The 26,210-nt window shown below is 66.8% G+C and carries 26 protein-coding genes; 18 read left to right on the top strand and 8 right to left on the bottom strand.

The genetic code is table 11. The features are described from left to right. Positions 1 to 34: 34 nt before the first annotated feature. Entirely contained in the window at positions 35 to 937 is a 903-nt protein-coding gene (locus POR01S_RS10660) for an AraC family transcriptional regulator (RefSeq protein ID WP_027596884.1), read from the bottom strand. A 66-nt stretch (positions 938 to 1,003) separates the two neighbouring features. Continuing rightward, positions 1,004 to 2,098: a GNAT family N-acetyltransferase/peptidase C39 family protein gene (locus POR01S_RS10655; protein ID WP_042135720.1), complete on the bottom strand. Its 1,095-nt coding sequence runs from the start codon at positions 2,096 to 2,098 to the stop codon at positions 1,004 to 1,006. A 139-nt stretch (positions 2,099 to 2,237) separates the two neighbouring features. Between POR01S_RS10655 and POR01S_RS10650 the strand changes: the two genes are divergently transcribed. After that, complete coding sequence (locus POR01S_RS10650; protein ID WP_027596882.1) at positions 2,238 to 3,731, top strand: RimK family ATP-grasp domain-containing protein; 1,494 nt, start codon at positions 2,238 to 2,240, stop codon at positions 3,729 to 3,731. A gap of 57 nt (positions 3,732 to 3,788) precedes the next feature. Here POR01S_RS10650 and POR01S_RS10645 read toward each other — a convergent pair whose 3' ends face one another. Beyond that, the gene (locus tag POR01S_RS10645) at positions 3,789 to 3,986 is read right to left on the bottom strand and encodes an SEC-C metal-binding domain-containing protein (RefSeq protein ID WP_007159125.1); all 198 of its coding nucleotides are present in this window, start codon (positions 3,984 to 3,986) and stop codon (positions 3,789 to 3,791) included. A 1-nt stretch (position 3,987) separates the two neighbouring features. Continuing rightward, the gene (locus tag POR01S_RS10640; RefSeq protein WP_027596881.1) at positions 3,988 to 4,470 is read right to left on the bottom strand and encodes an LEA/WHy family protein; all 483 of its coding nucleotides are present in this window, start codon (positions 4,468 to 4,470) and stop codon (positions 3,988 to 3,990) included. Positions 4,471 to 4,639: 169 nt separating this feature from the next. On the opposite strand from POR01S_RS10640, the gene POR01S_RS10635 reads away from it, so the two are divergent. After that, the gene (locus POR01S_RS10635; protein ID WP_042135718.1) at positions 4,640 to 5,206 is read left to right on the top strand and encodes a hypothetical protein; all 567 of its coding nucleotides are present in this window, start codon (positions 4,640 to 4,642) and stop codon (positions 5,204 to 5,206) included. 12 nt (positions 5,207 to 5,218) lie between these two features. Here POR01S_RS10635 and POR01S_RS10630 read toward each other — a convergent pair whose 3' ends face one another. Continuing rightward, a complete protein-coding gene (locus tag POR01S_RS10630; protein WP_255211824.1) occupies positions 5,219 to 5,683 on the bottom strand; it encodes a YchJ family protein in 465 nt (154 codons plus the stop codon). A 10-nt stretch (positions 5,684 to 5,693) separates the two neighbouring features. Continuing rightward, a complete protein-coding gene (locus tag POR01S_RS10625) occupies positions 5,694 to 6,191 on the bottom strand; it encodes a DUF6231 family protein (protein ID WP_042135715.1) in 498 nt (165 codons plus the stop codon). Positions 6,192 to 6,327: 136 nt separating this feature from the next. Between POR01S_RS10625 and POR01S_RS10620 the strand changes: the two genes are divergently transcribed. The 4 genes from POR01S_RS10620 (at position 6,328) to POR01S_RS10605 (ending at position 10,899) form a co-directional block, all read left to right on the top strand. Then, on the top strand, positions 6,328 to 6,987 hold the full coding sequence (locus POR01S_RS10620; RefSeq protein ID WP_007159120.1) for a PA1041 family peptidoglycan-binding anchor lipoprotein: 660 nt from the start codon (positions 6,328 to 6,330) through the stop codon (positions 6,985 to 6,987). A gap of 90 nt (positions 6,988 to 7,077) precedes the next feature. After that, on the top strand, positions 7,078 to 7,338 hold the full coding sequence (locus tag POR01S_RS10615; RefSeq protein ID WP_042135713.1) for a DUF1145 domain-containing protein: 261 nt from the start codon (positions 7,078 to 7,080) through the stop codon (positions 7,336 to 7,338). 135 nt (positions 7,339 to 7,473) lie between these two features. Further along, the gene (gene dinG / locus POR01S_RS10610; protein WP_027602729.1) at positions 7,474 to 9,618 is read left to right on the top strand and encodes an ATP-dependent DNA helicase DinG; all 2,145 of its coding nucleotides are present in this window, start codon (positions 7,474 to 7,476) and stop codon (positions 9,616 to 9,618) included. A gap of 135 nt (positions 9,619 to 9,753) precedes the next feature. Continuing rightward, the gene (locus POR01S_RS10605) at positions 9,754 to 10,899 is read left to right on the top strand and encodes an EstA family serine hydrolase (RefSeq protein WP_042135711.1); all 1,146 of its coding nucleotides are present in this window, start codon (positions 9,754 to 9,756) and stop codon (positions 10,897 to 10,899) included. 18 nt (positions 10,900 to 10,917) lie between these two features. Here POR01S_RS10605 and POR01S_RS10600 read toward each other — a convergent pair whose 3' ends face one another. Beyond that, positions 10,918 to 11,511, bottom strand: coding sequence for an NYN domain-containing protein (locus POR01S_RS10600; protein ID WP_042135709.1), 594 nt, complete (start codon positions 11,509 to 11,511; stop codon positions 10,918 to 10,920). Positions 11,512 to 11,767: 256 nt separating this feature from the next. After that, a complete protein-coding gene (locus POR01S_RS10595) occupies positions 11,768 to 12,187 on the bottom strand; it encodes a hypothetical protein (protein ID WP_042135707.1) in 420 nt (139 codons plus the stop codon). Positions 12,188 to 12,441: 254 nt separating this feature from the next. Between POR01S_RS10595 and POR01S_RS10590 the strand changes: the two genes are divergently transcribed. The 12 genes from POR01S_RS10590 to alaS all read left to right on the top strand — a co-directional run bounded on the left by POR01S_RS10590 (position 12,442) and on the right by alaS (position 26,142). Beyond that, positions 12,442 to 13,287, top strand: coding sequence for an OmpA family protein (locus POR01S_RS10590; RefSeq protein ID WP_042135705.1), 846 nt, complete (start codon positions 12,442 to 12,444; stop codon positions 13,285 to 13,287). Positions 13,288 to 13,367: 80 nt separating this feature from the next. Then, positions 13,368 to 14,015, top strand: coding sequence for a pyridoxamine 5'-phosphate oxidase (pdxH, locus tag POR01S_RS10585; RefSeq protein WP_042135703.1), 648 nt, complete (start codon positions 13,368 to 13,370; stop codon positions 14,013 to 14,015). Between the two features lie 133 nt (positions 14,016 to 14,148). Further along, entirely contained in the window at positions 14,149 to 14,613 is a 465-nt protein-coding gene (locus POR01S_RS10580) for an outer membrane lipoprotein (protein ID WP_007159112.1), read from the top strand. 185 nt (positions 14,614 to 14,798) lie between these two features. Continuing rightward, complete coding sequence (locus POR01S_RS10575) at positions 14,799 to 16,019, top strand: aspartate aminotransferase family protein (protein ID WP_042135701.1); 1,221 nt, start codon at positions 14,799 to 14,801, stop codon at positions 16,017 to 16,019. 62 nt (positions 16,020 to 16,081) lie between these two features. Then, the gene (aruF, locus tag POR01S_RS10570; protein ID WP_027602735.1) at positions 16,082 to 17,101 is read left to right on the top strand and encodes an arginine/ornithine succinyltransferase subunit alpha; all 1,020 of its coding nucleotides are present in this window, start codon (positions 16,082 to 16,084) and stop codon (positions 17,099 to 17,101) included. A 26-nt stretch (positions 17,102 to 17,127) separates the two neighbouring features. After that, positions 17,128 to 18,135: an arginine N-succinyltransferase gene (astA, locus tag POR01S_RS10565; protein ID WP_027602736.1), complete on the top strand. Its 1,008-nt coding sequence runs from the start codon at positions 17,128 to 17,130 to the stop codon at positions 18,133 to 18,135. Between the two features lie 9 nt (positions 18,136 to 18,144). Continuing rightward, on the top strand, positions 18,145 to 19,608 hold the full coding sequence (gene astD / locus POR01S_RS10560; protein ID WP_042135699.1) for a succinylglutamate-semialdehyde dehydrogenase: 1,464 nt from the start codon (positions 18,145 to 18,147) through the stop codon (positions 19,606 to 19,608). Then, a complete protein-coding gene (astB, locus tag POR01S_RS10555) occupies positions 19,605 to 20,966 on the top strand; it encodes an N-succinylarginine dihydrolase (RefSeq protein ID WP_042135697.1) in 1,362 nt (453 codons plus the stop codon). Before astD ends, astB begins: the two co-directional genes overlap by 4 nt. A gap of 14 nt (positions 20,967 to 20,980) precedes the next feature. Continuing rightward, positions 20,981 to 21,277, top strand: coding sequence for a hypothetical protein (locus POR01S_RS10550; protein ID WP_007159106.1), 297 nt, complete (start codon positions 20,981 to 20,983; stop codon positions 21,275 to 21,277). Between the two features lie 37 nt (positions 21,278 to 21,314). Next, the gene (gene astE, locus POR01S_RS10545; RefSeq protein ID WP_042135695.1) at positions 21,315 to 22,322 is read left to right on the top strand and encodes a succinylglutamate desuccinylase; all 1,008 of its coding nucleotides are present in this window, start codon (positions 21,315 to 21,317) and stop codon (positions 22,320 to 22,322) included. Positions 22,323 to 22,333: 11 nt separating this feature from the next. Beyond that, the gene (ltaE, locus tag POR01S_RS10540; RefSeq protein ID WP_042135694.1) at positions 22,334 to 23,332 is read left to right on the top strand and encodes a low-specificity L-threonine aldolase; all 999 of its coding nucleotides are present in this window, start codon (positions 22,334 to 22,336) and stop codon (positions 23,330 to 23,332) included. Positions 23,333 to 23,517: 185 nt separating this feature from the next. Next, on the top strand, positions 23,518 to 26,142 hold the full coding sequence (gene alaS, locus POR01S_RS10535; RefSeq protein WP_027596861.1) for an alanine--tRNA ligase: 2,625 nt from the start codon (positions 23,518 to 23,520) through the stop codon (positions 26,140 to 26,142). Positions 26,143 to 26,210 lie beyond the last annotated feature (68 nt).

Here is a 26,210-nt window from a genome sequence, read left to right as displayed (position 1 = left end):
CTCGACGCCGCAGGACCGAGACGCGACAGGCCGTTCAGGCGTTCTGCTCGGTCAGCCGCTGTACCGTCAGGGTGCGGTACTGACGTGGGGTCATGCCCTTGAGTTGGTGGAAGCGTCGATTGAAGTTGGAGATGTTGTTGAAGCCGGCCTCGAAGCAGATGTCGGTGACCGGCATGCTGCTGTGGGAGAGCATCTCGCAGGCCTTGCTGATGCGCAGGCTGTTGACGAATTCGACGAAGGTGCGACCGGTGGCCTGGCGGAAGAAGCGCGAGAAATAGGTGGGCGTCATGCCCAGGTGTTCGGCCACTTCCTCCTGGGTGAAGTCACGCTGGTAGTGATCGAAGATGAAATTCAGCGCCCGGTTGGTGCGATCCACCGCCTGTTCGCTGGCCGTGGCCGGCTCGACGCTGCCGGACAGCAGCTGGTAGCGCTCCGAGGTGGCCAGTGCCTCCATCAGTACCAGGAAATGACCGAGACGGGTGGCGCCGCCGCTCTCGGAGATCTGTTGCAGCAAGGCCTCGGCGCGAGCGATCAGCTGCGGATCCTGGAATTCGATGCCGTAGCGGGCGCGTTCCAGCAGCGGCGCCAGGCCGCTGAGTTCGGGAAACACCGCGGTGGCGTTGTCCACCGTCTCGTTGGTGAAGTTGACCAGCATGTCGCGCTTGGCCACCACCTCGCCCTCGGCGACGCGGCTGATCCAGTTGTGCGGCAGGTGCGGCCCGGTAAGGAACAGGCTGCCCGGATAGAAGTTGCCGATGTAGTCGCCGATGAAGGCGGTCCCCGAACTGGCCACGATCAGGTGCAGCTCGTATTCCTTGTGGAAATGCCAGCGCACCAGCGGGCAGGGAAAACCATGCTCCCGGTAGATCACCGAGTGACCGCTCAGGTCCTCCATCAATTCGTAGGAGGGATTGCGCTTGCGCAAGGACTGACTCATGGACCGCCCCGTCGTTCTTGTTGGCCTTGATCCTGGCCCTGTTCGACGCCCAGTACAACCCCGGGTTCAGCCGGTGCGCAGGATCACTGCCGCGCGCAGCTTGCCGCGGCCGAAGCGACTCATCTTGTCGAACTCGGCGTGGGACACGGGGATGTGCTGGCAATCCAGTTCGCGGCGATGCTGGCTGTGATCGACATCGGGATCGTGCAGGTAGACGAAGTCCTCGTCGCAGTCGGTGACCAGCACCCAGTGCGGCCCCTTGGCCTTGGTCAGGCGGAAGGAGCTGATCAGCACCAGCGGAAAGGCGCCCTGGTTGACCCAGTGGGCAATGTCCAGGCGCGTCCGGTAGAGGCGCTCGATGGGCGATTGCTTGACCTCGGCGCTGAAGTCCTCGTGCACCAGACGCATCACCTCCTTCTTTTCCTCGCTGCGTACGCCGTCGAGAAACAGGGGCCCCCGGGTATTGACCTGCAACGTGACCTTGAAGCCCCTGCGCAGCGCGGCCAGGGCCAGGCCGTGGGGGCCGCAGCCGCCATGGCCCGCGGTCATGTAGATGGTGGTGGCCTCGCGCCACAGCCGCAGTTCCTCGCGCCGTTCCAGCGGACGACCGGGCTGCAGGGCGCCCATGGCCATCAGCAGGCTGGCCGGACCGCAGGTGAAATCGGTGGTCTGGCGATAGAAGGGCACCGGGCGGGCCTGGCCTTCGCGCGGCTGGCGGATGCGCTTCTCGAAGCGCAGCGCCTGGCTATGGTCTTCATAGTAGTCCTCCACCGTGGCGAAGGGCAGATAGCCGTTGCGCTCGTAAAGGGCGATGGCGGCGGCGTTGTCCGGCCGGACCTCCAGGCGCAGGTAGGCGCAATCGCGCTCCACCGCCTCGGCTTCGGCAGCCTCCAGCAGGCGCTGGCCCAGGCGATGGCCGCGGGCCTCGGGATCGACGGCGATGGAATAGAGCCGCGCCAGCGAGGTGTTCTGGTGGAACAGCACCAGGGCGTAGCCGGCCACCTGGCGGTCATTTTCCGCCAGGATCAGGACCGCGTTCGCACGGGTGAGCATGTAGTGGAAATTGCGCCGGGAAAGGCGGTCATAGCTGAAGCAGCGGGCTTCCAGATCGACCAGCGCCGCCAGATCGTCCAGCCCGGCGGGCCTGAGCATGAAACTCATCGCGAAGGATTCTCCTGGAGCAGAGCGGGCAGCCTGGCATGGTTAAGCAACGGTTAATAGCACCCGCGTTACAACAGTTGGAGTGGTCCGGCGGCATCCGGGTTTCCGCCGGGACCACGCCCCGCAACCAGGAGGTCCAGTGAGCAAGCTGTATATCGTCGTGGAACGCAAGGAAGACTGGTCGTCCTACTATCCCAGCGAAGACGTCATCACCGCCCAGGAATACCTGGAGCAATCCAACGAACAGGACAATGGCAAGCGCGTGCAGGTGATCAACCTGTGCCGTAGTCAGAAGTACCTCGGCCACGGCTACTACTGCTCGCTGCTCGCCGAAGCCCGTGGGCACAAGGTCATCCCCTCAGTGCGCACCATCAGCGAACTGGCGCGCAAGTCGCTCTACGGCCTGGCCCTGGAGGACCTGGACAAGCTGCTGACCAAGGCGCTGGCCGGCCATCCCTATGGCAGCGCCGATGGCTTCACCCTCACGCTCTACTTCGGCAACACCGACATCGCGCCCCTGCAGGACCTGGCGCGTCAGGTGTTCGAAGCCTTTCCCTGTCCGCTGCTGCTGGTGGAATTCCGCCGCGACCGCGCCGGCTGGCACATCGGCGGCCTCAAGCTGGGCAGCATCCACAAGCTGCACGAGCAGCAGGAAGACCTCTTCGCCAACGCCCTCGACGGCTTCAGTCGCCGCGTCTGGCTCAAGCCGGGACGCCGCGAGAAGTACCGCTTCGACCTGGCCATCCTGCACGACCCCAAGGAAGCCTTTCCGCCCTCCGATGCCAAGGCACTGAAGAACTTTGTGCGCGTCGGCAAGCACCTGGGGCTGGACGTGGAGCTGATCGAAAAGAAGGATTACGCGCGGCTGGGCGAATTCGATGCCCTGTTCATCCGCGAGACCACCGCCATCGACCACCACACCTATCGCTTCGCCAAGAAGGCCGAAAGCGAGGGGCTAGTGGTGATGGACGACCCGCGCTCCATCCTGAGATGCACCAACAAGGTCTATCTCGCCGACCTGCTGCGCGCCCACAAGCTGGACATGCCGGCGACCGAGATCCTCTACAAGGACAATCCCGGCCAACTCGAAGGCCTCGGCGAACGCCTGGGCTTTCCGCTGGTGCTGAAGATTCCCGATGGCTCCTTTTCCCGTGGCGTCATCAAGGTCGAGGACGCCGCGCAGCTGCGCAAGGCCAGCGCCGAGTTGTTCGAGCGTTCGGTACTGCTGCTGGCCCAGGAATTCTTCTATACGGAATACGACTGGCGCATCGGCGTGCTCAACCAGGAGCCGATCTTTGCCTGCCAGTACTTCATGTCCAAGGGGCACTGGCAGATCTATGACCACAGCGCCAGCGCCACCGAGGTCAGTGGCGATTTCCGCACCCTGGCGGTGCAGGACGCGCCCCATGCGGTGGTCGAGCTGGCGGTACGCACCGCCAACCTGATCGGCGATGGTCTCTATGGCGTGGATCTGAAGCAGGCGGGCGACAAGCTGGCGGTGATCGAGGTCAACGACAACCCCAACATCGATTGCGGGGTGGAGGACCTGGTGCTCAAGGACGATCTCTACGCCCTGGTGCTGGAGGAATTCATCCGGCGGCTGGAGTCGCAGCGCGGCGGACAGCCCTGGTAACGCGCCAGGGTCGCGGAGCGGGTGAGGGCAGGGCCTCACCCGTCGCTCAAAGCGCGATCAGGCGCCGTGGCACTTCTTGAATTTCTTCTCGCTGCCGCACGGGCAGGGATCGTTGCGACCCACTTCCTTCAGCGGATTGCGCACCGGCTCCTGGGCCGGGCCATGGTTGCAGTGCGGGCCGTGCACATGGTGGGCATGGCCGTGATCGTGGTCATGGTCGTGATTGCAATCGGGACCGTGGACGTGTTGGTTCATCTCATAACTCCGGGATGTAGGCGCCAGGCACGAACTGCCCCTGGCGAGAAAAATGGACGCTGCGCCCGAACAGCCAGCCGGTCTTCACCCGACCGCGCAGCCGATAGTTGATCGGCTGATTGGGGTCTTCCAGCATGCGACCGACGTCCTTCACGTAGCGCCACAGATTGGTCTGCACCGGCACCGAGAAGCTGCGCTGACCATTGGCCGGCACCGACGAATGCAGGTTGGCGGTCCCCTGGGACAGCAGCAGATCGTTCAGGTAGACGGTATAGGCCAGGCTGCGCACGGGCAGGGCACTGTCGTTGGGATTCTGGACGCGGAAGTGCAGCACGAAGTCCTGGCTCCACAGCCGGGCGCGGATCAGCTCCACGCCGGTCAGTTCGACCTGGGGCTCCTCATAGTTGCGCCCGATGTAGGTACAACCGCCAAGGCTGCTCAGCAAAACGCCGAGCAGGGTGATGAACAAGGCCTGGCGAAGCATGCGGCACTCCCGTTTTCTGCGCAGTTTAACAAGCACCGATTGCTGCACAAGTCGGGGCCGCTTCGGCACAGGCTAACAAAAAAACGCCTGGGCCAGGCGACCATGCGGACTGGACCCCTCCGGCGTGACGTTGCATCCTGCAGCTCTTGCCGTGACCGAGGAGGTCGTCATGTCCGCCGTGCTCTATGAAATCGCCTTCCAGGGCGAGCTGGTCGCTGGCGCCGATGCGCAGCAGACCCGACAGAATCTGATGCGTCTGTTTCAGGCGGATGAACAGCGCATCGCCGTGCTCTTTTCCGGTCGCCGCATGATCATCAAGAATCGCCTCGACGCCGCCACCGCCGAGCGCTATCGCGCCACCCTGGCCCAGGCCGGGGCGCGGGTCGAGGTGGCGCCCATGGCCAAGACGGTCGAGCCGGCTGCCGCACCCGTCGAGCCGCGGGAACCTACCCCGACCACCACGGCGACCGCCTCGCCACCGTCCGCGGAGCGCGGATCCCTGTCGGTCGCGCCGCGCGATGCCGTGATGGCGGCCTTCGTCGACGTCCAGGCACCGGATTTCGGCCTGGCACCGGTGGGCGCCGATCTCCAGGACGAGGCCGCACCGGTGGCGCCGCCGCGGGTCGATCTGTCGCACCTGAGTCTGGCGCCGGTGGGCAGCGACCTGGGCCCGGCCTCCGAGCCGCTACCCGTGGCGGTCCCGGATACCGATCACCTGACGCTGGTCAGGGAGTGAGCACGGCCGGCGTTACAGGAAGCCGGCGCAGCACTTCTTGAACTTGGCGCCGCTGCCGCACAGGCAGGCGTCGTTGCGACCCGGCAGCGGGCGTACGGTCGGATCGAGAAAGTACCAGCGCCCCTCGCGCTGGACGAAGCCCGAGCGCTCTTCATGGCGATGGGCGCCGCGGCCGTCCTCCCAGCGCGCCACGAAGCTGACCCGCGCATGGTCAGGATCGCCCGGCTCGGGGCGATGCTCCAGCACCTGCAACCCCTGCCAGCGACTGCCCAGACCCCAGGCCGTCAGGGCTTCCCTGTCCAGCTGCCCCTGCTGCGCAGGCACCGTGGTGGCCACCAGATAGTCGATCAAGCCCAGCACATAGGCGCTGTAGCGCGAGCGCATCAGGCGTTCGGCATCGGGCGCCGGCGTGCCGGCATGAAAGACGCTGCAACAGTCGCCGAGCGGACGTTCCGAGCCACAGGGGCAGGGGGCCATGGGTTGCATCTCACCACCAGTACTTGCCGAAATTCTGCGGGTTGGCCCAGAACTTGGCATTGAGCCAGTCCGGGACCTGTTTGTAGTCGTGCAGATCATAGCTGAACAGGGTGACCACCTGGCCATCGCGGGCGAAGCGCTCGCTGGCCTGCAGGGCCAGGGCGTAGAAATCCGTCAGCTGCCATTCGCTGGCGGCCAGGTCCACCAGCACCGCCAGGCGCGAGGTGTTGAAATTGCGCAAGCCGCCGAGCAACTCGCGCCCCTGGCGCAGCGGCAGATGTTCCAGGCAGTCGGCGACGATCACCAGATCGTAGCGTTCGGCTAGTAGGCTGGGATCATCCAGAGGCACCGTCGCTTGCACCAGCTGGCAGTTCGGATGGGCCTCGGCATAGGCCGCGAGCGCCGGCAGCGGTTCGCGCGCCACACAGAGCAGGCGCCTGGGCTGATGATGCTCGAGCAGGCTTGCCAGAGCCTGTTGCGGGGTACGGGACGAGAATATGTTTGCCATTAAGGGAACCCTAATCAAATCGCGATTGACTAAACAACCAGCGTTGTCAAGATGTGTACGCCACCATTAGTCTGACAGCGCCATAAAACGAAAGACGAGCACAACTCGCGGTACCTGGTCTATAGGAGACCCCTTCATGAGCAAGAGCATCGCAAGGACAGCTTTACCCCTCATCCTGGCAAGCACCGTGCTGGCTGGTTGTGCGGGCGGCGTACAGAAATCCGATTGGCCGGTCTGCGCTGCGGTCGGCGCGCTGGTCGGCGGTGCGGCCGGCGCTACCCAGAGCGGTAACGTCGCCGGCATGGCGGCCCTGGGCATAGGTACCACCGCCGGCGCCTATTGCTGGGTGCATGGCAAGGGCAACGAACAGGTCGCCCGCATGGAGCCCGCTCCGGCCCCGGCTCCGGCGCCCGCACCGGCTCCCGCACCGGCTCCGCTGCCGAAGCAGGAAGTGATCACCGCCCGTGATCTGCACTTCGCCTTCGACTCCGCTGCCATTGATGCTCAAGACCGGGCTCAGCTGGACGGTATCGCCGGTCGTCTGCGTGGCGAAGCCGCCAGCACCCGTCTTTCGATCACCGGCCACACCGACAGCAAGGGTACCGACGCCTACAACCAGCGTCTGTCCGAGCGTCGCGCCAAGTCGGTCAGCAACTACCTGATCCAGGCCGGTGTGCCGGCAGCCAGCATCGTCTCCGTGAAAGGCATGGGCGAGCGTCAGCCGATCGCCACCAACGAGACCGCTGAAGGCCGCGCCACCAACCGCCGCGTCGAAATCCAGATCGACCGCGAGTGATGCATCGGCGGCGGACCCCGGTCCGCCGCCTTTACTTTTTCCGGCTCCAGGCGTTATGGTCCGATCCATCTCGTCCTCCTGCTGGAATCCATGAAAACCCTGTCCCTTACCGGCAAAGTTCTTCTCCTGCTGTTCTGGCTCGCCGCAGCCGCCGCCATCGCTCTGCCTCTCGCTCGTCCTTTCCCCCAATTGCTCGGCCTGGTAGCCCTGGCCCTGCTGCTCCTGCACCTGGGTGAAGTCTTCGCCAGTCGTCGTGCCCTGCGCCTGCGTCGCCATCCCTGGCTCGACCGCCTGAGCCTGCTGATCTTTGGCGCCTTTCATCGGCTGCCGCCGCAGCTGCCGGTGGCCTGAGCGGCCTGCGGCCTCAACGTCGGGCGCATCCTGACGACAGGCGCGTTATCATAGCGCCCAAGATCCATTACTGTAGATGCATACAGCGCTCGTCCGCCGGACGTGGCGCTGCTTCGCCATCGCCCGGAACCAGGCATGCTCAGCACCGAACTCAAGACCCAGATCCAGGGCGCCTATACGCGTTTCCTCGAAGCCAAGTCGCTCAAGCCACGCTATGGCCAGCGGCTGATGATCGCGGAGACCGCCAAGGGCCTGGGTGCCATCGCCCAGGACGAGGAGGGGCATCGCGAAGGCGAGCCCGCCGTGGTGGCGGTGGAGGCGGGCACCGGGACCGGCAAGACCGTGGCCTATGCCCTGGCGGCCATTCCCGCGGCCAAGGCGGCCGGCAAGCGCCTGGTGATCGCCACGGCGACGGTGGCGCTGCAGGAGCAGATCGTGCACAAGGATCTGCCGGACATCCTGCGCAACAGCGGCCTGTCCTTTAGCTTTGCCTTGGCCAAGGGGCGGGGGCGCTATCTGTGCCTGTCCAAGCTGGACATGCTGCTTCAGGAGGGCCAGGCGCAGAACGCCACGGCCCAGCTGTTCGCCGAGGATGGCTTCAAGATCGATGTGGACGAGGCGTCCAACGAACTGTTCGGCAAGATGATCGAGCGCCTGGCCGGCAATCGCTGGGACGGCGATCGCGACAGCTGGCCGGAAGCCATCGAGGACGTCCAGTGGTCGCGCATCACCACCGACCACAGCCAGTGCACCAATCGCCATTGCCCGAATTTCCAGCAGTGCGCCTTCTACCGGGCCCGCGAAGGCATGACCAAGGTCGATGTCATCGTCACCAACCATGACCTGGTGCTGGCCGACCTGGCCCTGGGCGGCGGCGCCATCCTGCCCGATCCCCGCGACACCCTCTATGTGTTCGACGAAGGCCACCACCTGCCGGACAAGGCCATCGGCCACTTCGCCCATTTCACCCGGCTGAGATCCACCGCCGAGTGGCTGGAGCAGATCGCCAAGAACCTCACCAAGCTTCTTGCCCAGCACCCTCTGCCGGGCGATCTCGGCCGGCTGGTGGAGCAGGTGCCGGAACTGGCGCGGGAGATCCGCACCCAGCAGCAATTCATGTTCACCGCCTGCGAGGCGCTGGCGGATTTCCGCGCGGGTGAGGACATGGAAGGCCGCGAGCGGCCGCGGCACAGATTCGTCGGCGGGGTGATCCCCGAAGACCTGCGGGAAATGGGTATCGAGCTCAAGAAAGGCTTCGCCAAGCTCACCGACCTCTTCACCCGCCTGACCGAGATGCTCAAGCAGGCCATGGACGGCGAATCCAGCATCGGCCTGGCCAGCTACCAGGCCGAGGAGTGGTATCCGCTGTTCGGCAGTCTGCTGGCGCGTTCCCAGGGCAACTGGGAACTGTGGACGGCCTTTACCTGCGAGGATCCGGAAGACAGCCCGCCCATGGCGCGCTGGATGACCCTCGCCGAAACGGGTTCGCTGTACGACATCGAGGTCAACGCCAGCCCCATCCTCGCCGCGGAGATGCTGCGCCGCCACCTGTGGAACGTCGCCTATGGCGCCCTGGTGACCTCGGCGACCCTGACCGCCCTGGGCACCTTCGACCGCTTTCGCATGAGATCCGGACTGCCGCGCTCGGCAGCCACCGCGGTGGTGCCCAGTCCGTTCCGCCATGCCGAGGCCGGGGTGCTGCGGGTGCCGGATCTCAAGGCCGATCCGCGCAACGCCGCCGAGCACACCGCGGCCATCGTTCGCGAATTGCCGGCCATGCTCGACGGCGCGCGTGGCGCCCTGGTGCTGTTTTCTTCGCGGCGGCAGATGCAGGACGTCTTCGATGGCCTGGAGCGCGACTGGCGCAAGCGGGTGCTGATCCAGGGCAACCTGTCCAAGCAGGAGACCCTGAACAAGCACAGGAAGCGCGTCGACGACGGCGAGGCCAGCGTACTGTTCGGCCTGGCCAGCTTTGCCGAGGGGGTCGACCTGCCCGGCGCCTATTGCGAGCACGTGGTCATCGCCAAGATTCCCTTCGCCGTGCCCGACGATCCGGTGGAAGCCGCCCTCGCCGAGTGGATCGAGGCGCGCGGTGGCAATCCCTTCATGGAGATCGCCGTGCCCGACGCCTCGCTGCGACTGATCCAGGCCTGCGGCCGGCTGCTGCGCACCGAGCAGGACAGCGGCACCATCTCGCTGTTGGATCGCCGCCTGGTGACCCAGCGCTACGGCAAGGCCATCCTCAATGCGCTGCCGCCGTTCCGGCGGGAGATCCAGTAATTCGTGGCCATGGCGGTCCGCCGGTGCGGCCGCTCCTACAGGTAACCCTAACCGTAGGAGCGGCCCATGGCCGCGATCCTATCCAAACTCCCTGTCAGCGCTATCGGTAAACACCTAATACCCCCAGGAGCCCCCATGACCGTCCACGGCTACCATGACCTGAGATTCGAATCCGTCCGCGAAGCCTTCGCCGAATTGCTCGCAGCCGGTCAGACCCGCGGCGCGGCGCTGTGCGTCCAGGTCGGCGGTGAAACGGTGCTGGATCTCTGGGGCGGCATGGCCGACAAGGACGGTCAGACGCCCTGGCACACCGATACCCTGCTCAATCTGTTCTCCTGCACCAAGGCCTTCACCACGGTGGCGGCGCTGCAACTGGTGGAGGAGGGCAAGCTGGCCCTCGATGCCCCGGTCGCCGAACGCTGGCCGGAGTTCGCCGCCGCCGGCAAGGCCGACATCACCCTGCGGCAGTTGCTCAGCCACAGATCCGGCGTTTCCGCCTTGCGCGAACGCCTGGCGGGGGATGCCCTGTACGACTGGGACACCATGACCGCCGCGGTCGCCGCCGAGGCTCCCTGGTGGACGCCTGGCACCGCCCATGGCTATGCGCCCATCACCTTTGGCTGGCTGCTCGGCGAGCTGATCCGGCGCGCTGATGGCCGTAGCCCGGGCGAGGCCATCGTCGGCCGTACCGCCGGGCGCCTGGACCTGGATTTCCATATCGGCCTGCCGGCCAGCGAAGACGAACGCGTCGCCCATATCGTGCGTGGAAAAGGCGTGCTGGGCGACGCCGCGGCGCAGCTCCTGCTCAAGACGACCATGAGCGATCCGGCGGCGCTGCCGACCCTGGCCTTTGGCAATCCGTCCGGGGTGCTCACCAGCACCAACAAGGCGGAGTGGCGCCGCTTCCAGCAGCCGGCCGCCAACGGCCATGGCCATGCGCGTAGCCTGGCGGGCTTCTATGCCGGTCTGCTGGCCGGCGATCTGCTGGAATGGGAGACGCTTAGCGAGGCTCTGGTCGAGCACAGCCAGGGCGAGGACCGCACCCTACTCACGCCGACCCGCTTCGGCCTTGGCTTCATGCTCGACCAGCCCGACCAGGCCAATGCCACCTACGGCTTAGGCCCCCAGGCCTTTGGCCATCCGGGGGCGGGCGGTTCGACCGGCTTCGCCGATCCGGAGCGCGAGGTGGCCTTTGGCTTCGTCACCAACACCCTCGGCCCCTATGTGCTGATGGATCCGCGCGCCCAGGCCCTGGCGCGCGCGGTGGGGGAGTGCCTGTAAGGGCCTCGCGACGGGCGGCTAGCGGGCGATGGCCGCCTCGATGTCCTTGAATTCGATCACCCGGACATAGGGCGCGATCTCGCCGCTGATAGAGAAGTGCGCGCCGATCACCGTGACTTCGACCCCTTCGTTTTCCACCAGGTACTGCACCACCTCGTGGAAATCGCCATCACCCGCGACCAGGTACAGCTTCTTCCAGCCGCGCTTGGCATGGGAGCGCATCAGGTTGAAGGCCAGGCCGACATCGACGCCCTTCTGGCTCTTGGTGGTGTACTGCTCGCCGGTCGCCGGGTGCAGTATCGGCCCGCCACCCACGGAGGCAGGCCACTCGTGAGCCTTGCTCTGCAGCCAGTAGAGCTTGACCCTTAGACCGGCGCCCTTGGGTGGGGCCGAGCTGAGAAACTTGTTGAAGTTGGTCTGGGCGACGGTGGGCGGATCGCTGTCGCAGTTGAAGTAGTAGGCGTCGCCTATGGGTTCGCCCGCATCCTGCTCGATGAAAAGCCGCAGTTTGAGATAGTCGAATTTGGCGCCATATACCGAACCATTCCAGGCGCTCAGGGCGTAGGCGCCGTCGACAAACCAGGCGACGCCCGTTCGAGTTGTAGTAGCCATCGTATTGCTGGGACCAGGTTTTCTACCGTTGATGGGCGCACACCCGCACGCGGGATACGCGGTGCCTATTGTGGGCTTAATTCCCGGTTTGCGCCTCAGCTAACGCGAAGGAATTCCAGGGGGTGCATGCTAGAGCGCCCGAGAGGGTGAAGGCGTCGCTCCAGGCGACGGGCGAGGCGACCACCAGTTCGGTACGAGCGTCGTGCCAGGCCGCTGGCAGCAGCTTCAGCGCAGAGGCCGGCTGGCACTGGCGTAGTCAGATCGCCGTGCTGTCGCGCCCGTCGCCGGCGTGGGCGGCATCGACGATCAGCGTCGGCTGCGGCAGCCGGATTCGCGGTGCTACGTGGTAAGCACCGTCATCGTTATGTCGCAGGTAGAGCCGCTGGCAGCCCAGGCACCGCCACAGTGTGCTCTGGTTGCAGGGATAGAAGCGCGGCGCGATCGGGGCGGCGCTCGCCCAGTAGTGAGTGCCAGCAGGGTGATACTCCTCAAGGGTCGACTCCTCGGGCGCATGGCGCGCCAGGGTGCCGATTCGGGCGAAATCCGCTTCCCGATAGCCCACTGGCCAGGCTGTCCATCCCGACAGATCCCGCTGCTGGCAATGGCAGGCCTGGGTGATGGCTGCAGCGGTGGCGGCCAGTTCCTTCAGGGTCGCGACATCGATGAAGTCTTCCATGCCCAAGCCTCCTGCTGGTCGGGCGACCTTGCGCCCACGGATCTCGATTGTCGCCTGACCTGTATGGATCTGGTCGAGGCGTGGCTCAAGACACGCCACTGGTCGGCGGATACGCAAATTTCGTGACTCCACCGCTTTGCCCGGCGTAGGTTTGCGGCCACAATCTCGAAACTACTTTAAGTTCACTCGTGCCGCCGGCTCTGGCCGGGGCATTGATTCACTCTGTCCTCCGGCTCGCCGATGGGAAACTTTGCATGAAGCTGATCAAATCCACCACCCTCATTCTCTGCATGGGCGTATCCGCCTGCAGCTCCTTCCAGGGAAATGGCGACCAGGCCGCCGCCCCCGCCAAGCCGGGCAATGCCCAGGCCAGCACCGCCACCAGTGGCAGCCACTGGTGGTGGCCGTTCGGCGGCAGCGACAAGGCGGCCGAGCCGGTCAAGCCGGTGGCCAAGGCCGCCGAGCCCAAGGCTGAAACCAAGGTCGCGGCGAAGGCGCCGGCGGCCAAGCCGGAGCAGGCCGCTGCGGCCGGCGAGAAGGGCAGTCACTGGTGGTGGCCCTTCGGCAGCGAAGACGTGAAGCCCGTCGCCAAGGCGGAAGTCCTCAAGCCGGTACCGGTCAAGGTCAGCAAGGCCTGGCTGGACGAGCACGAGCAGAAGCTGCGCGTCGCCGTGGCCGGCAGCAACGTCAAGGTCGAGCGTCGCGACGATGCCCTGGTGCTGGTGACCCCGGTGGACGGCTCCTTCAACCCGGATCGCGCCGAGATGCTGCTGCCGGTGATGCTCGGCCCGCTGTCGCGTTCGGCCAAGTCGGTGAGCGTGGATGAAGACAGCGCCGTGATCGTGCTCGGCTTCAGCGACAGCACCGGTGCCGCCGCGCTCAACGACAAGATCAGCCTGCAGCGCGCCCAGGCCGTGGCGGCGATCTTCCGTCTCAGTGGCTACAGCGGCAATCGCCTGATCGTGCGGGGTCTGGCGGCCGCCCATCCGCGTGCCGACAACACCACCGCCGCCGGCCGCGCCGCCAACCGCCGCGTCGAGGTGCTGATCCAGCCGCGCGCCACCGTGCTGGCCAGCCTGCAATCCCTGGCCGCGCGCTAGCCGCAAAGCTTGTCCTGAAGCAGGCGAGCGGGGCGGGACTTGGTTAAGCTAGGTCGACAACGACCTAGCAGGAGACCTCCATGTCACCGTCCCTCGCCGATATGCGTCGCGACTACACCCGCGACGGCCTGACCGAAGCCCAGGCACCCGCGGATCCCTATGCCCTGTTCGGGCAGTGGTTCGAAGAGGCGGTGCGCACCGAGCAGCCTCCCGTCGAAGCCAACGCCTGCTGGCTGGCCACCGTCGATGACGAGGGTCAGCCGCATTGCCGCGTGCTGCTGCTCAAGGGCGTCGATGCCCAGGGCTTCGTCTTCTACACCAACTACGACAGCGCCAAGGGCCAGCAGCTGGCCAGGCAACCCCGTGCGGCCATGACCTTCTTCTGGCCGGCGCTGGAGCGCCAGGTGCGTATCGAGGGGTTGGTGGAGCAGGTCTCTACCGAGGAATCCGACGCCTACTACCGGGTCCGCCCGCTGGGCAGTCGCCTGGGTGCCTGGGCCTCGCCGCAAAGCCAGGTCATCGCCGATCGTCACGAGCTGGAGCAGCGCCTGGCCGCCGTGCAGCAGCGCTTCGCCGACGGTGAGCCGAGCCGCCCGCCGTTCTGGGGTGGTTATCGTCTGATGCCCCAACGCATCGAATTCTGGCAGGGCCGCTCCAGCCGCCTCCATGACCGGCTGGACTACCGGCGCGTGGAAGGCGAGTGGCAGCGCCAGCGCCTGGCACCTTAAGGCGTTCGCAAGGTACCGGCGTTACAGTCGCCGGAAACCTCCCCGGACGCCCTGGGTCAAGGATAATAGCGATCTGCGCCAGTACCGCTGCCCGGTACGGCCAGTGTCTTTCAACTGCCCTTGGAGTTGCCCCATGAACAGAGTCCTTCAGCTCGCCGCCTCCCTGACCGCCGTCGCCCTGCTGGCCGGCTGCGCCTCCGATCAGTCCGGCGACGTCTATTCGCGCGATGAGGCGCGGCAGGTGCAGACGGTCCGTACCGGTACCATCACCGCCCTGCGCCCGGTCACCATCGAGGGCACCAAGTCGCCGGTGGGCGCCGGGGCCGGTGCCGTGGTCGGTGGCATTGGCGGCAGCGCCATCGGCGGCGGTCGTGGCAGCTTCGTCACCGCCATCATCGGTGCAGTGGCCGGTGGCCTGCTGGGTGCCGCCACCGAAGAAGGCTTCACCAAGGCCAACGGGGTCGAGATCACCGTGAAGGAAGACGACGGCGGCTCCCGCGCCTATGTGCAGGCGGTCAACAAGGGCGAGATCTTCCGCGTGGGCGAGCGGGTGCGCATCCTGACCGTCAACGGCACCAGCCGCGTCGCGCCCAACTGATCTGCCGGACGTACCCGAAGGTACGTCCATGCCCTTCCAGAACGGGCGTCCGAATCGCTAGACTGCGAATCGGATGCCCGTTTGCGTTTTCGCCCGTAAATAGTTGTCGCCTGGGCGCAATGCCGCGCCTGGAGGCCGTCCTACAATCCCCCTCAGTCACCGCCGTGATCGGCAGGAGAACCCCGATGTCCGCTTCTCAACCCAACGTGCAACGCGCCGCCTTCGATGAGGTGATGGTCCCGACCTACGCCCCCGCCGCGTTCATTCCGGTGCGAGGAGAGGGCTCCCGCGTCTGGGACCAGGCCGATCGCGAATACGTCGATTTTGCCGGCGGTATCGCCGTCAGCGCCCTGGGCCATGGCCATCCCGCGCTGATCAACGCCCTGACCGATCAGGCCGGCAAGCTCTGGCACGTCTCCAACATCTACACCAATGAGCCTGCCCTGCGCCTGGCGCGCAAGCTGGTGGACCACACCTTCGCCGACCGGGTGTTCTTCGCCAACTCCGGCGCCGAAGCCAACGAGGCGGCCTGCAAGCTGGCCCGTCGCTATGGCCATGACGTCAGCGGCGGCAGCCGTTACGAGATCGTCGCCGCCACCAACAGCTTCCACGGCCGGACCCTGTTCACGGTCAGCGTCGGCGGTCAGCCCAAGTATTCCGATGGCTTCGGTCCCAAGATCGAAGGCATCCGCCACGTGCCCTACAACGACCTGGCCGCTCTCGAAGCCGTGGTCTCGGACAAGACCTGCGCGGTCATCCTCGAACCCATCCAGGGCGAGGGCGGCGTGCTGCCGGCCGACCAGGCCTACCTGGAGGGCGCGCGTCGCCTGTGCGACGCCCATGGCGCCCTGCTGATCTTCGACGAGGTGCAGAGCGGGGTCGGTCGCAGCGGTCATCTCTACGCCTACCAGCACTATGGCGTGGTACCGGACATCCTCACCACCGCCAAGAGCATCGGCGGCGGCTTTCCGCTGGCGGCCATGCTGACCACCGAGAAGGTCGCCCAGCACTTCAGCGCCGGCGTGCACGGCAGCACCTATGGCGGCAACCCGCTGGGCTGCGCCGTGGGCGCCGCGCTGCTGGACATCGTCGCCACCCCGGAAACCCTGGCCGGTGTCGCTGCCCGTCATCAGCGCTTCGTCGCCGGTCTGGAGCAGCTCAATGCCCGCTATGGCCTGTTCCAGCAGATCCGCGGGCTGGGCCTGCTGATCGGCGCCGTGCTCAACGACAGCTGGAAGGGGCGCGCCAAGGACATCGTCACCGCCGCCAACGAAGAGGGTCTGATGATCCTGCAGGCCGGTCCCGACGTGCTGCGCATGGCGCCGAGCCTGATCATCTCCGAGACCGATATCGACGAAGGCCTGGCCCGCCTGGATCGCGCCCTGGCGCGTCTCACCCAAGGCTAATCTCCGGACGCGGGACGCGTACCGCTGGCATCCAGGGATGGATCCGTACACAAGGAGTTCTCATGCTGGTAATGCGCCCTGCGCGCGCGGCGGATCTGCCCCTGGTCCAGCGGCTCGCCGCGGATAGCCCGGTTGGCGTCACCTCGCTGCCCGACAACCCCGAGCGGTTGCGCGACAAGATCCGCACCTCGGAGTCGTCGCTGGCGGCCGAGGTGGGCTTTCATGGCGAGGAGAGCTATTTCTTCGTGCTCGAAGACACCACCAGCGGCGAGCTGCTGGGCTGTTCGGCCATCGTCGCCTCGGCCGGTTTCTCCGAGCCCTTCTACAGCTTTCGCAACGAGACCTTCATCCACGCCTCGCGCGAGCTGAAGATCCACAACAAGGTGCATGTGCTGTCGCTCTGTCACGACCTGACCGGCAACAGCGTGCTCAGCAGCTTCTATGTCCAGCGCCCGCTGCTCGACACCCCTCACGCTGAACTCAACTCCCGTGCCCGCCTGCTGTTCATGGCCGCCCACCCGGCGCGCTTCGCCGAAACGGTGGTGGTGGAAATCGTCGGGCTGGCGGACGATGACGGCGAATCGCCGTTCTGGAACGGGGTAGGGCGCAACTTCTTCGATATGGACTACGCCGCCGCCGAGCGCCTGTCCGGGCAGAAGAGCCGCACCTTTCTCGCCGAACTGATGCCCACCTATCCGCTCTATGTACCCCTGCTGCCCGACAGCGCCCAGGAGGCCATGGGTCAGGTGCATCCCCGCGCCCAGATCACCTTCGACATCCTCAGCCGCGAGGGCTTCGAGACCGACAACTACATCGACATCTTCGATGGCGGTCCGACCCTGCACGCCCGCACCACGGCCATCCGCTCCATCGCCGAGAGCCGCCTGGCGCCGGTGAGCGAAGGGGCCCCGGCCGGCGAGGAGGCGCCCTGGTTCCTGATCGCCAACGACGGCCTGGAAAACTTCCGGGCACTGGCCACGCCGCTGCGCTGGGCGCCTGGCGATCCCGTCGTCCTTTCCCCCGAGCAGATCGCCACCCTGGAGATCGCCGAAGGCGACCGGGTTCGTCTGGTAGCGCTGTAGCCGACCCTAGCGTCTTTGGAGGTCCGATGATCGTCCGTCCCGTCACCCGTGCCGATGTGCCCGCGCTGCTGCAACTGGCGCAGGCGGCCGGCGCCGGTCTCACCACCCTGCCGGCCAGCGAAGAACGCCTGGCGCAGCGGGTGGAAAATGCCGAGCGCAGCTTTCTGCGCCAGGCCGAATCCGCCGATGCGGACTATCTCTTCGCCCTGGAAGAAGACGGCGAGGTCATCGGCATCGCCGGGATCGCCGCCGCCCTGGGTCTGCGCGAGCCCTGGTACAACTACCGGGTCGGGCTGACGGTGAGCGCCTCGCGCGAACTGGACATCCACCGGCAGATCCCCACGCTGTTCCTGGCCAACGACATGACCGGCAGCTCCGAGCTCTGCTCGCTGTTCCTGCGCGCGGATCGCCGCGGCGGCGCGGCCGGGCGCCTGCTGTCCAAGTCGCGCTTCCTGTTCATCGCCGAATTCCGCGAGCTGTTCGCCGAACGCATCATCGCCGAGTTGCGCGGCATGTCCGACGACCAAGGGCAGTCGCCGTTCTGGGAGGGCCTGGGCCGCCACTTCTTCAAGATGGAATTCTCCCAGGCGGATTATCTCACCGGCATCGGCAATCGCGGCTTCATCGCCGAGCTGATGCCGCGCTTCCCGCTCTATACCTGCTTCCTGTCAGCGGAAGCGCGCCAGGTGATCGGCAAGGTACACCCCGATACCGAGGCCGCCCGCCGCCTGCTGGAGGCCGAGGGCTTCAACTACCAGGGCTACGTCGACATCTTCGATGCCGGTCCGACCCTGGAAGCCGAGACCGCCAAGGTGCGCGCGATCCGCGACAGCCAGCGCCTGGTACTGGCAGTAGGCACCCCTGGCGATGACGCCGAGGTCTATCTGATCCACAACCGCAAGTGCCAGGACTGCCGCATCACCAGCGCCCGCGCGCGCCTGGCTTCGGGCACCCTGGTGGTCGATCTGGCCACCGCCCGCGAATTGCGGTTGATGGCCGGCGCCCAGGTGCGCGCCGTGCGCCTGATGCCCTGAGGAGACCCGATGGATAGCCTGTACATAGCGGGACAGTGGCGCCCCGGCAGGGGCGAGGTGTTCAGTTCGCTCGATCCCTACGACGGCGCCGAGCTCTGGCAGGGCGCCGCCGCGGATGCAGCGGACGTCGACCAGGCGATCGCCGCAGCGCGCCAGGCCTTTCCCGCCTGGGAAAGGCGCGGCCAGGCCGCGCGCCTGGAGACCCTGCAGGCCTTCGCCCAGGCGCTGCAGCAACGCCGCTCCGCGCTGACCCGGGCCCTCGCCGAGGAAACCGGCAAGCCGCTGTGGGAAGCCGATACCGAACTCGGCAGCATGATCGCCAAGGTGGCCATCTCCGCCCAGGCCGAGGCGGCCCGTAGTGGCGAGCGCTCGGCCAGCGTGGCGGATGCCCGTAGCGTCACCCGTCATCGGCCGCATGGTGTCCTGGCGGTCTTCGGTCCCTACAACTTTCCCGGCCATTTGCCCAACGGCCATATCGTGCCTGCGCTACTGGCCGGCAACACGGTGGTGTTCAAGCCCAGCGAGCTGACGCCGCGTTTTGCCGCTCTGACCCTGGAGTGCTGGATCGCCGCCGGACTGCCGGCCGGGGTACTCAATCTGGTGCAGGGCGGTCGGACCACCGGTGAGGCCCTGGCCGCGCATCCGGGCCTGGACGGCATCCTCTTCACCGGCTCCAGCGCCACCGGAGCGGCGCTGCATCGGCTCAATGCGGAGCGTCCGCAGCGACTGTTGGCCCTGGAGATGGGCGGCAACAATCCGCTGGTGGTGGCGCCGGTGGCCGATCTGGACGCCGCCGTGGTGACCATCGTCCAGTCGGCCTTTCTCTCCGCGGGGCAGCGCTGCACCTGCGCCCGCCGCCTGCTCGTGCCCCAGGGTGCCTGGGGCGATGCCCTGCTGGCGCGCCTGGTGGCCGTCAGCGCCGGTCTCGGCATCGGTCGCTTCGACGCCGATCCGCCGCCCTTCATGGGCACCGTCATCTCCCTCGCCACTGCCCAGGCCCTGCTGCGGACCCAGGCCCAGCGTCTGGCGCAGGGGGGGCGGGCACTGTTGGAGCTGCGCCAGCCGGACGCCCGGCGGGCGCTGCTCACGCCGGGGATCATCGAGGTGTCGGACATCGCCGACCTGCCCGACGAAGAGGTCTTCGGGCCGTTGTTGCAGGTCCAGCGCTATGCGGACTTCGACCAGGCCCTGGCCCTTGCCAACGCCACTCGCTTCGGGCTGGCGGCCGGGCTGCTGGCCGACGACCCGGCCCTCTACGAACGCTTCTGGCAGGGCGTGCGCGCCGGCATCGTCAACTGGAATCGGCCCCTGACCGGGGCGGCCAGCGCGGCGCCCTTCGGCGGCGTCGGTGCCTCGGGCAATCACCGCCCCAGCGCCTACTACGCCGCGGACTACTGCGCCTTCCCGGTCGCCTCGCTGGAAAGCGACGCCCTGACCCTGCCTAGCCAATTGCCTCCAGGATTACCGCTATGAGTCAACTCGCCCCTGCTGCTCGAGAGGTCAATTTCGACGGCCTGGTCGGTCCGACCCACAACTATGCCGGCCTGTCCTATGGCAACGTGGCCTCCCAGGCCAGCAAGCAGCAGTGCTCGAATCCGCGCGAGGCCGCGCGCCAGGGCCTGGCCAAGATGCAGGCGCTGATGGAACTGGGCTTCGAGCAGGGCGTGCTGGCCCCCCATGAAAGACCCGACATCGCCTCGCTGCGGCGCCTGGGATTCGCTGGCAGCGATGCCCAGGTGCTGGAAAGCGCCGCACGCGAAGCCTTGCCGCTGCTCCTGTCGGCCAGTTCCGCCTCGGCCATGTGGACGGCCAACGCCGCCACCGTCAGCCCCAGCGCCGACACCCGCGACGGCCGGGTGCATTTCACCCCAGCCAACCTGGCCTGCAAGTTCCACCGTAGCCTCGAACCCAGCACCACGGCGCGCATCCTCCAGGCGATGTTTCGCGATTCCGCGCATTTCCAGCACCATGCGCCGCTGCCCTCGGTGGCCCAGTTCGGCGACGAGGGCGCGGCCAACCACACCCGCTTCAGTCGCGACCATGGCGCTCCGGGCGTGGAATTCTTCGTCTTCGGCCGCAGCGCCTTCGATCCGCGCTATCCCGAGCCCCATCGCTATCCGGCGCGCCAGACCCTGGAAGCCTCCCAGGCCATCGCCCGGCTGCATGGCCTGAGCGAGGAGGGCGTGGTCTTCGCCCAGCAGAATCCGGCGGTGGTGGACCAGGGCGTCTTCCACAACGACGTCATCTCGGTGGGCAACGCCCAGGTGCTGTTCCACCATGAAGATGCCTTCCTCGACAGCGACCGGGTGCTGGACGAATTGCAAACCAAGCTCGCCCGACGCGGCGCCACGTTGCAGCGCCTCTGCGTGCGTCGCAGCGAGATCAGTGTCGGCGACGCCGTGCGCTCCTATCTGTTCAACAGCCAGCTGCTGGATCGGCCGGGGCAGGGCGCGCTGCTGGTGGTGCCCGACGAGTGCCGGCAGAATCCGGCGGTCTGGGACTATCTGCAGGCCCAGGTCAGCGGCGCGGGCCCGCTGGGCGAGGTCAAGGTCTTCGATCTCAAGCAGAGCATGCAGAACGGCGGCGGCCCCGCCTGCCTGCGCCTGCGGGTGGCGCTCGCCCCTGAGGAGCTGGCCGCGGTGAATCCGGGGGTGCGCTTCACCCCGGCGCTGCATGCCCAGTTGCTCGACTGGGTGGATCGGCACTACCGCGACCGCCTGGCACCGACTGACCTCGCCGATCCCCAGTTGCTGGGCGAGGTCCGCACCGCCCTCGACGAGCTTACCCAGTTGCTGGGCCTCGGCTCGGTCTATCCCTTTCAATTGCCCTGACGTCCGGAGCCCCCATGAGCAACCGTCTCGATCTCATCCTCGAACCCACCGCCGACGAGCAGCAGACGCTGCAGGTCCAGCGCCTGGCCATCCGCCTGGCCGGTCGCGACCTCTGGCTGGAAGCCGATGGCGCCGGTGGCCTCAATATCTTCGCCGACTCCCAGGATGACGAAGAGCAGACCCCGGTCCTGGTGCTGCGCCCCCAGGCCCTCAATGCCCTGGGCCTGTCCATCGCCCTGGAGACCTTCGCCGACGACGGCGATGAGAATCATGTGCATGACGCCGATTGCGGTTGCGGCCACGATCATTGAGTATCTAGCCTCGACACGTCGCTCAGCGGAGTAGAGCATGGCTGCATCTGAACGTTATCGGTTGGCGCTTGGCCGCCTGCTGGACCTGACCCTGGCCGGCCGCGAGCCGACCGAGAAGATTCAACTGACTGCCGACGGCACCCGTCTCCACTGGCTGACCGAAGGCGTGCTGGAAGTCACCCCGCCGGTGGCGCGCGACAACCGCATGGACCTGCTGCTCTCGGCGGGCATCCATGGCAACGAGACGGCGCCCATGGAGCTGCTCGACGAGTTGCTCGGCGGCATCGCCAGCGGTGCCCTGCGTCCCGCCTGCCGCCTGTTGTTCATGTTCGGCAATCCCGACGCCATGCGCCGCGGCACCCGCTATGTCGAGCAGGACCTGAATCGCCTGTTCAACGGCCGCCATGCCCAGGCCGAAGGCTCCGAGGCGCAACGCGCCAACGACCTGGAACGCCTGTCCGCGCAATTCTTCAGCAAGCCGGATCGAGCGCGCCTGCACTATGACCTGCACACCGCGCTGCGGGCCTCGGCGCTGCCGCGTTTCGCCCTCTATCCCTGGAGCGCCGGGCGCGAGCATTCGGAAGCCGAGTTGCAGCGTCTCGAAGCCGCCGGTATCGAAGCCGTGCTGCTCTACGACAAGCCGGGCATCACCTTCAGCGCCTATACCTATGCCGAGTGCCAGGCCGAAGCCCTGACCCTGGAGCTGGGCCAGGCGCGGCCCTTTGGCGAGAACAGCGAACTCGACCTGAGTCGCCTGCGGCTGCTGCTCGAGGCGCTGATCGAAGGCCGCGAAGCCGAGCTGCCGCCGCCGGATTCCTCTTTGCTGAGATTCCGCGTGGCGCGCCAGGTGTACAAATCCAGTCCGCGCTTCCAGTTGCACCTGGCCGACGACGTGGCCAACTTCTCGCCGCTGCGCCAGGGTTCGCTGCTGGCCGAAGACGGCAGCGAGCGCTGGATCGTCGACGAAGCCGAGGCGCGCATCATCTTTCCCAATCCCAAGGTCGCCGTCGGCCTGCGGGCCGGACTCATCGTGGTCCCGGCTTAAGGAGCGACCTCATGATCGATCTGCGCAGCGATACCGTCACCCAGCCCACCTCGGCCATGCGTCAGGCCATGCTGGCCGCCGAGCTGGGCGATGACGTCTATGGCGAAGACCCCACCGTCACCCGCCTGGAACAGCGTCTGGCGGGCGATCTGGGCCTGGAAGCCGGACTCTTCGTGCCCAGCGGCACCATGAGCAATCTGCTCGGACTGCTGGCGCACTGCGAGCGGGGCGACGAATACCTGGTCGGCCAGCAGGCCCACACCTACAAGTACGAAGGGGGCGGCGCCGCGGTGCTGGGCTCCATCCAGCCGCAACCCATAGAGATGGCCGCCGATGGCAGCCTCGACCTCGATCTGGTGCGCAGCTACATCAAGGCCGATGACTTCCACTTCGCTCGCACCCGGCTGCTGGCCCTGGAAAACACCATGCACGGCAAGGTGCTGCCGCTGACCTATCTGGCCGCGGCACGCGCCTTCACCCGGGAGCACGGCCTGGCCCTGCATCTGGACGGCGCGCGGCTGTACAACGCCGCGGTCAAGCTCGGGGTACCGGCGCGCGAGATCAGCCAGCATTTCGATTCGGTATCGGTCTGCCTGTCCAAGGGCCTCGGCGCGCCGGTGGGGTCGGTGCTCTGCGGCGATGCCGCCCTGATCGCCAAGGCGCGCCGCTGGCGCAAGGTGGTCGGCGGCGGCATGCGCCAGGCCGGCATGCTGGCAGCGGCCGGTCTGCATGCCCTCGACCACCAGGTCGAGCGCCTGGCCGAGGACCATGCCCACGCGGCGCAGCTCGGCACCGCCCTGGCCGAACTCGGCTATCAGGTGGAGCCGGTGCAGACCAACATGGTCTACCTCGCCCTGGGCGACGGGGCGCCCGCCCTGCCGGCCTTCCTGGCCGAACGCGGCATCCGCATCAGTCCTGCGCCGCGCCTGCGACTGGTCACCCATCTGGACGTCAGCGCCGCCGATATCGAGGCGGTCATCGCCGCTTTCGCCACCTACCGCCGCCGCTAAGTCTTCCGACGACGTTTTTCCTGCGCAACCGGGGCGACACCGGGGCGCAGGCGTCGATATACTCCCAGACATGCGTGTCCGTTTTCCGCACGTGCCGCGTCTGCGGCGCCCGCTCCGTTCGTCTCGTCTGCGATCCAGTCGGATGCCCGTCACGCGCGTCGAAAAGCCCATTGTCTGGAATGAATATGAAAAGCGCCGAAATCCGTGAAGCCTTCCTCCGCTTCTTCGAAGAGAAGGGGCACACCCGGGTCGCCTCCAGTTCGCTGATCCCCGCGAACGATCCGACCCTGCTGTTCACCAACGCCGGGATGAACCAGTTCAAGGACTGCTTCCTCGGCATGGAAAAGCGCAGCTACACCCGCGCCGCCACCAGCCAGAAGTGCGTGCGCGCGGGCGGCAAGCACAACGACCTGGAGAACGTCGGCTACACGGCGCGTCACCACACCTTCTTCGAGATGCTGGGCAACTTCAGCTTCGGCGACTACTTCAAGCGCGACGCCATCACCTTCGCCTGGGAGTTCCTGACTTCGCCGCAGTGGCTGGGTCTGCCCCGGGAAAAGCTCTGGGTCACCGTCTATGCCACCGATGACGAGGCCTACGACATCTGGACCAAGGAAGTCGGGGTGCCCGAGGCGCAGATGGTGCGCATCGGCGACAACAAGGGCGCGCCCTATGCCTCGGACAACTTCTGGACCATGGGTGATACCGGTCCCTGCGGTCCCTGCACCGAGATCTTCTTCGACCACGGTCCCGAGATCTGGGGCGGCCCGCCCGGTTCGCCGGAAGAAGACGGCGATCGCTACATCGAGATCTGGAACAACGTCTTCATGCAGTTCAACCGCACCGCCGATGGCGTCCTGCATCCGCTGCCGGCGCCCAGCGTCGACACCGGCATGGGCCTGGAGCGGGTGAGCGCCGTGCTGCAGCACGTGCACTCGAACTACGAGATCGATCTGTTCCAGCAGCTGCTGGCGGCCTCGGCCGAGGCCATCGGTTGCGCCAACGACGACGCCCCCTCGCTCAAGGTGGTGGCCGACCACATCCGTTCCTGCAGCTTCCTGATCGCCGATGGCGTGCTGCCGTCCAACGAAGGCCGTGGCTACGTGCTGCGTCGCATCATTCGTCGCGCCTGCCGCCACGGCAACAAGCTGGGCGCCAAGGGCACCTTCTTCCACAAGATCGTCGCCGCCCTGGTGGCCGAGATGGGCCAGGCCTATCCCGAGCTGGTCCAGCAGCAGGCGCACATCGAGCGCGTGCTGCGCACCGAGGAAGAGCAGTTCGCCAAGACCCTGGAGCAGGGCCTGAAGATCCTCGAACAGGATCTGGCGCAGCTGCAGGGCGACACCATTCCCGGTGACGTGGTGTTCAAGCTCTATGACACCTACGGCTTCCCGGTCGACCTGACCAACGACATCGCCCGCGAGCGCAACCTCAACCTCGACGAGGCTGGTTTCGAGCGCGAGATGGAGGCCCAGCGCGAGCGCGCCCGCTCCGCCAGCGCCTTCGGCGTGGACTACAACAGCCTGGTCAAGGTCGAGGGCGAGACCCGCTTCCTCGGCTACGACACCACCAGCGCCTCGGGCACCATCGTCGCCCTGTACCGCGCCGGCCAGCCGGTGGACAGCCTCGCCGAAGGCGAGGAGGGCGTGGTCATCCTCGACCAGACGCCGTTCTATGGTGAATCCGGTGGCCAGGTCGGCGACACCGGTACCCTGGAAAGCGCCGGCGTTGGCTTCGCCGTGCGCGACACCACCAAGACCCAGGGGGCCTTCCTGCACCATGGCGTGGTGACCAAGGGCAGCCTCAACGTCGGCACCGCGCTGATGGCCCAGGTTGATGCCGGGCGCCGCCAGGGCATCGCCCTGAACCACTCCGGTACCCATTTGCTGCACGCCGCCCTGCGCCAGGTGCTGGGCGACCATGTCCACCAGAAGGGCTCCCTGGTCAACGACCAGCGCCTGAGATTCGACTTCAGCCACTTCGAGGCCATCAAGCCCGAGGAGCTCAAGCGCATCGAGACCATCGTCAACGAAGAGATCCGCAAGAACAGCGCGGTGACCACCGAGGTCATGGCCATCGACGAGGCCAAGGCCCGCGGCGCCATGGCGCTGTTCGGCGAGAAGTACGGTGACGTGGTGCGCGTGGTCGGCATGGGCGGTGAATTCTCCGTCGAGCTGTGCGGCGGCACCCACGTCGCCCAGACCGGCGACATCGGCCTGCTCAAGCTGGTCAGCGAAGGCGGCGTGGCCTCCGGCGTGCGCCGTGTGGAAGCCATCACCGGCACCGCGGCCCTGGCCTACCTCAACAGCGCCGAAGAGCAGCTGCGCGAAGCCGCCAGCCTGCTCAAGGGCAGTCGCGACAACGTGCTGGACAAGCTGGCCGCGCTCGTCGAGCGCAATCGCCAGCTGGAAAAGGAAATCGAGCAGCTCAAGGCCAAGGCCGCCAGTGCCTCGGCCGGTGACCTGGTGGACCAGGCGCAGGACGTCAAGGGCGCCAAGGTGCTCACCGCGCGCCTCGATGGCCTCGACGGCAAGGCATTGCTGGCGCTGGTCGACCAGCTCAAGAACAAGCTCGGCAGCGGCATGATCCTGCTCGGTGGCGAAGCCGACGGCAAGGTGGTGCTGGTGGCCGGCGTCACCGCCGACCTGACCGCCAGGCTCAAGGCCGGCGAGCTGATGAAGCGCGCCGCGGCCGTGGTCGGTGGCAAGGGCGGCGGTCGTCCGGACATGGCCCAGGGCGGCGGCACCGATGCCAGCCAGCTCGAGGCGGCCCTGGCCTGCGCCGCGCAGTACGCCGAGGAAAGCCTCTAAGAGCGCTGCGGGTCGCCGGGGAGGGCGGCCCGCTTCCTCCCTCAACAACTTGAATCAGATTTTTCTGC

The sequence above is a fragment of the Pseudomonas oryzihabitans NBRC 102199 genome (assembly GCF_000730625.1).
GTDB classification, from domain to species: Bacteria; Pseudomonadota; Gammaproteobacteria; order Pseudomonadales; family Pseudomonadaceae; genus Chryseomonas; species Chryseomonas oryzihabitans.
The sequence above is the reverse complement of the archived record's forward strand: the minus strand, read 5'-3'. Positions and strand labels throughout refer to the sequence as shown.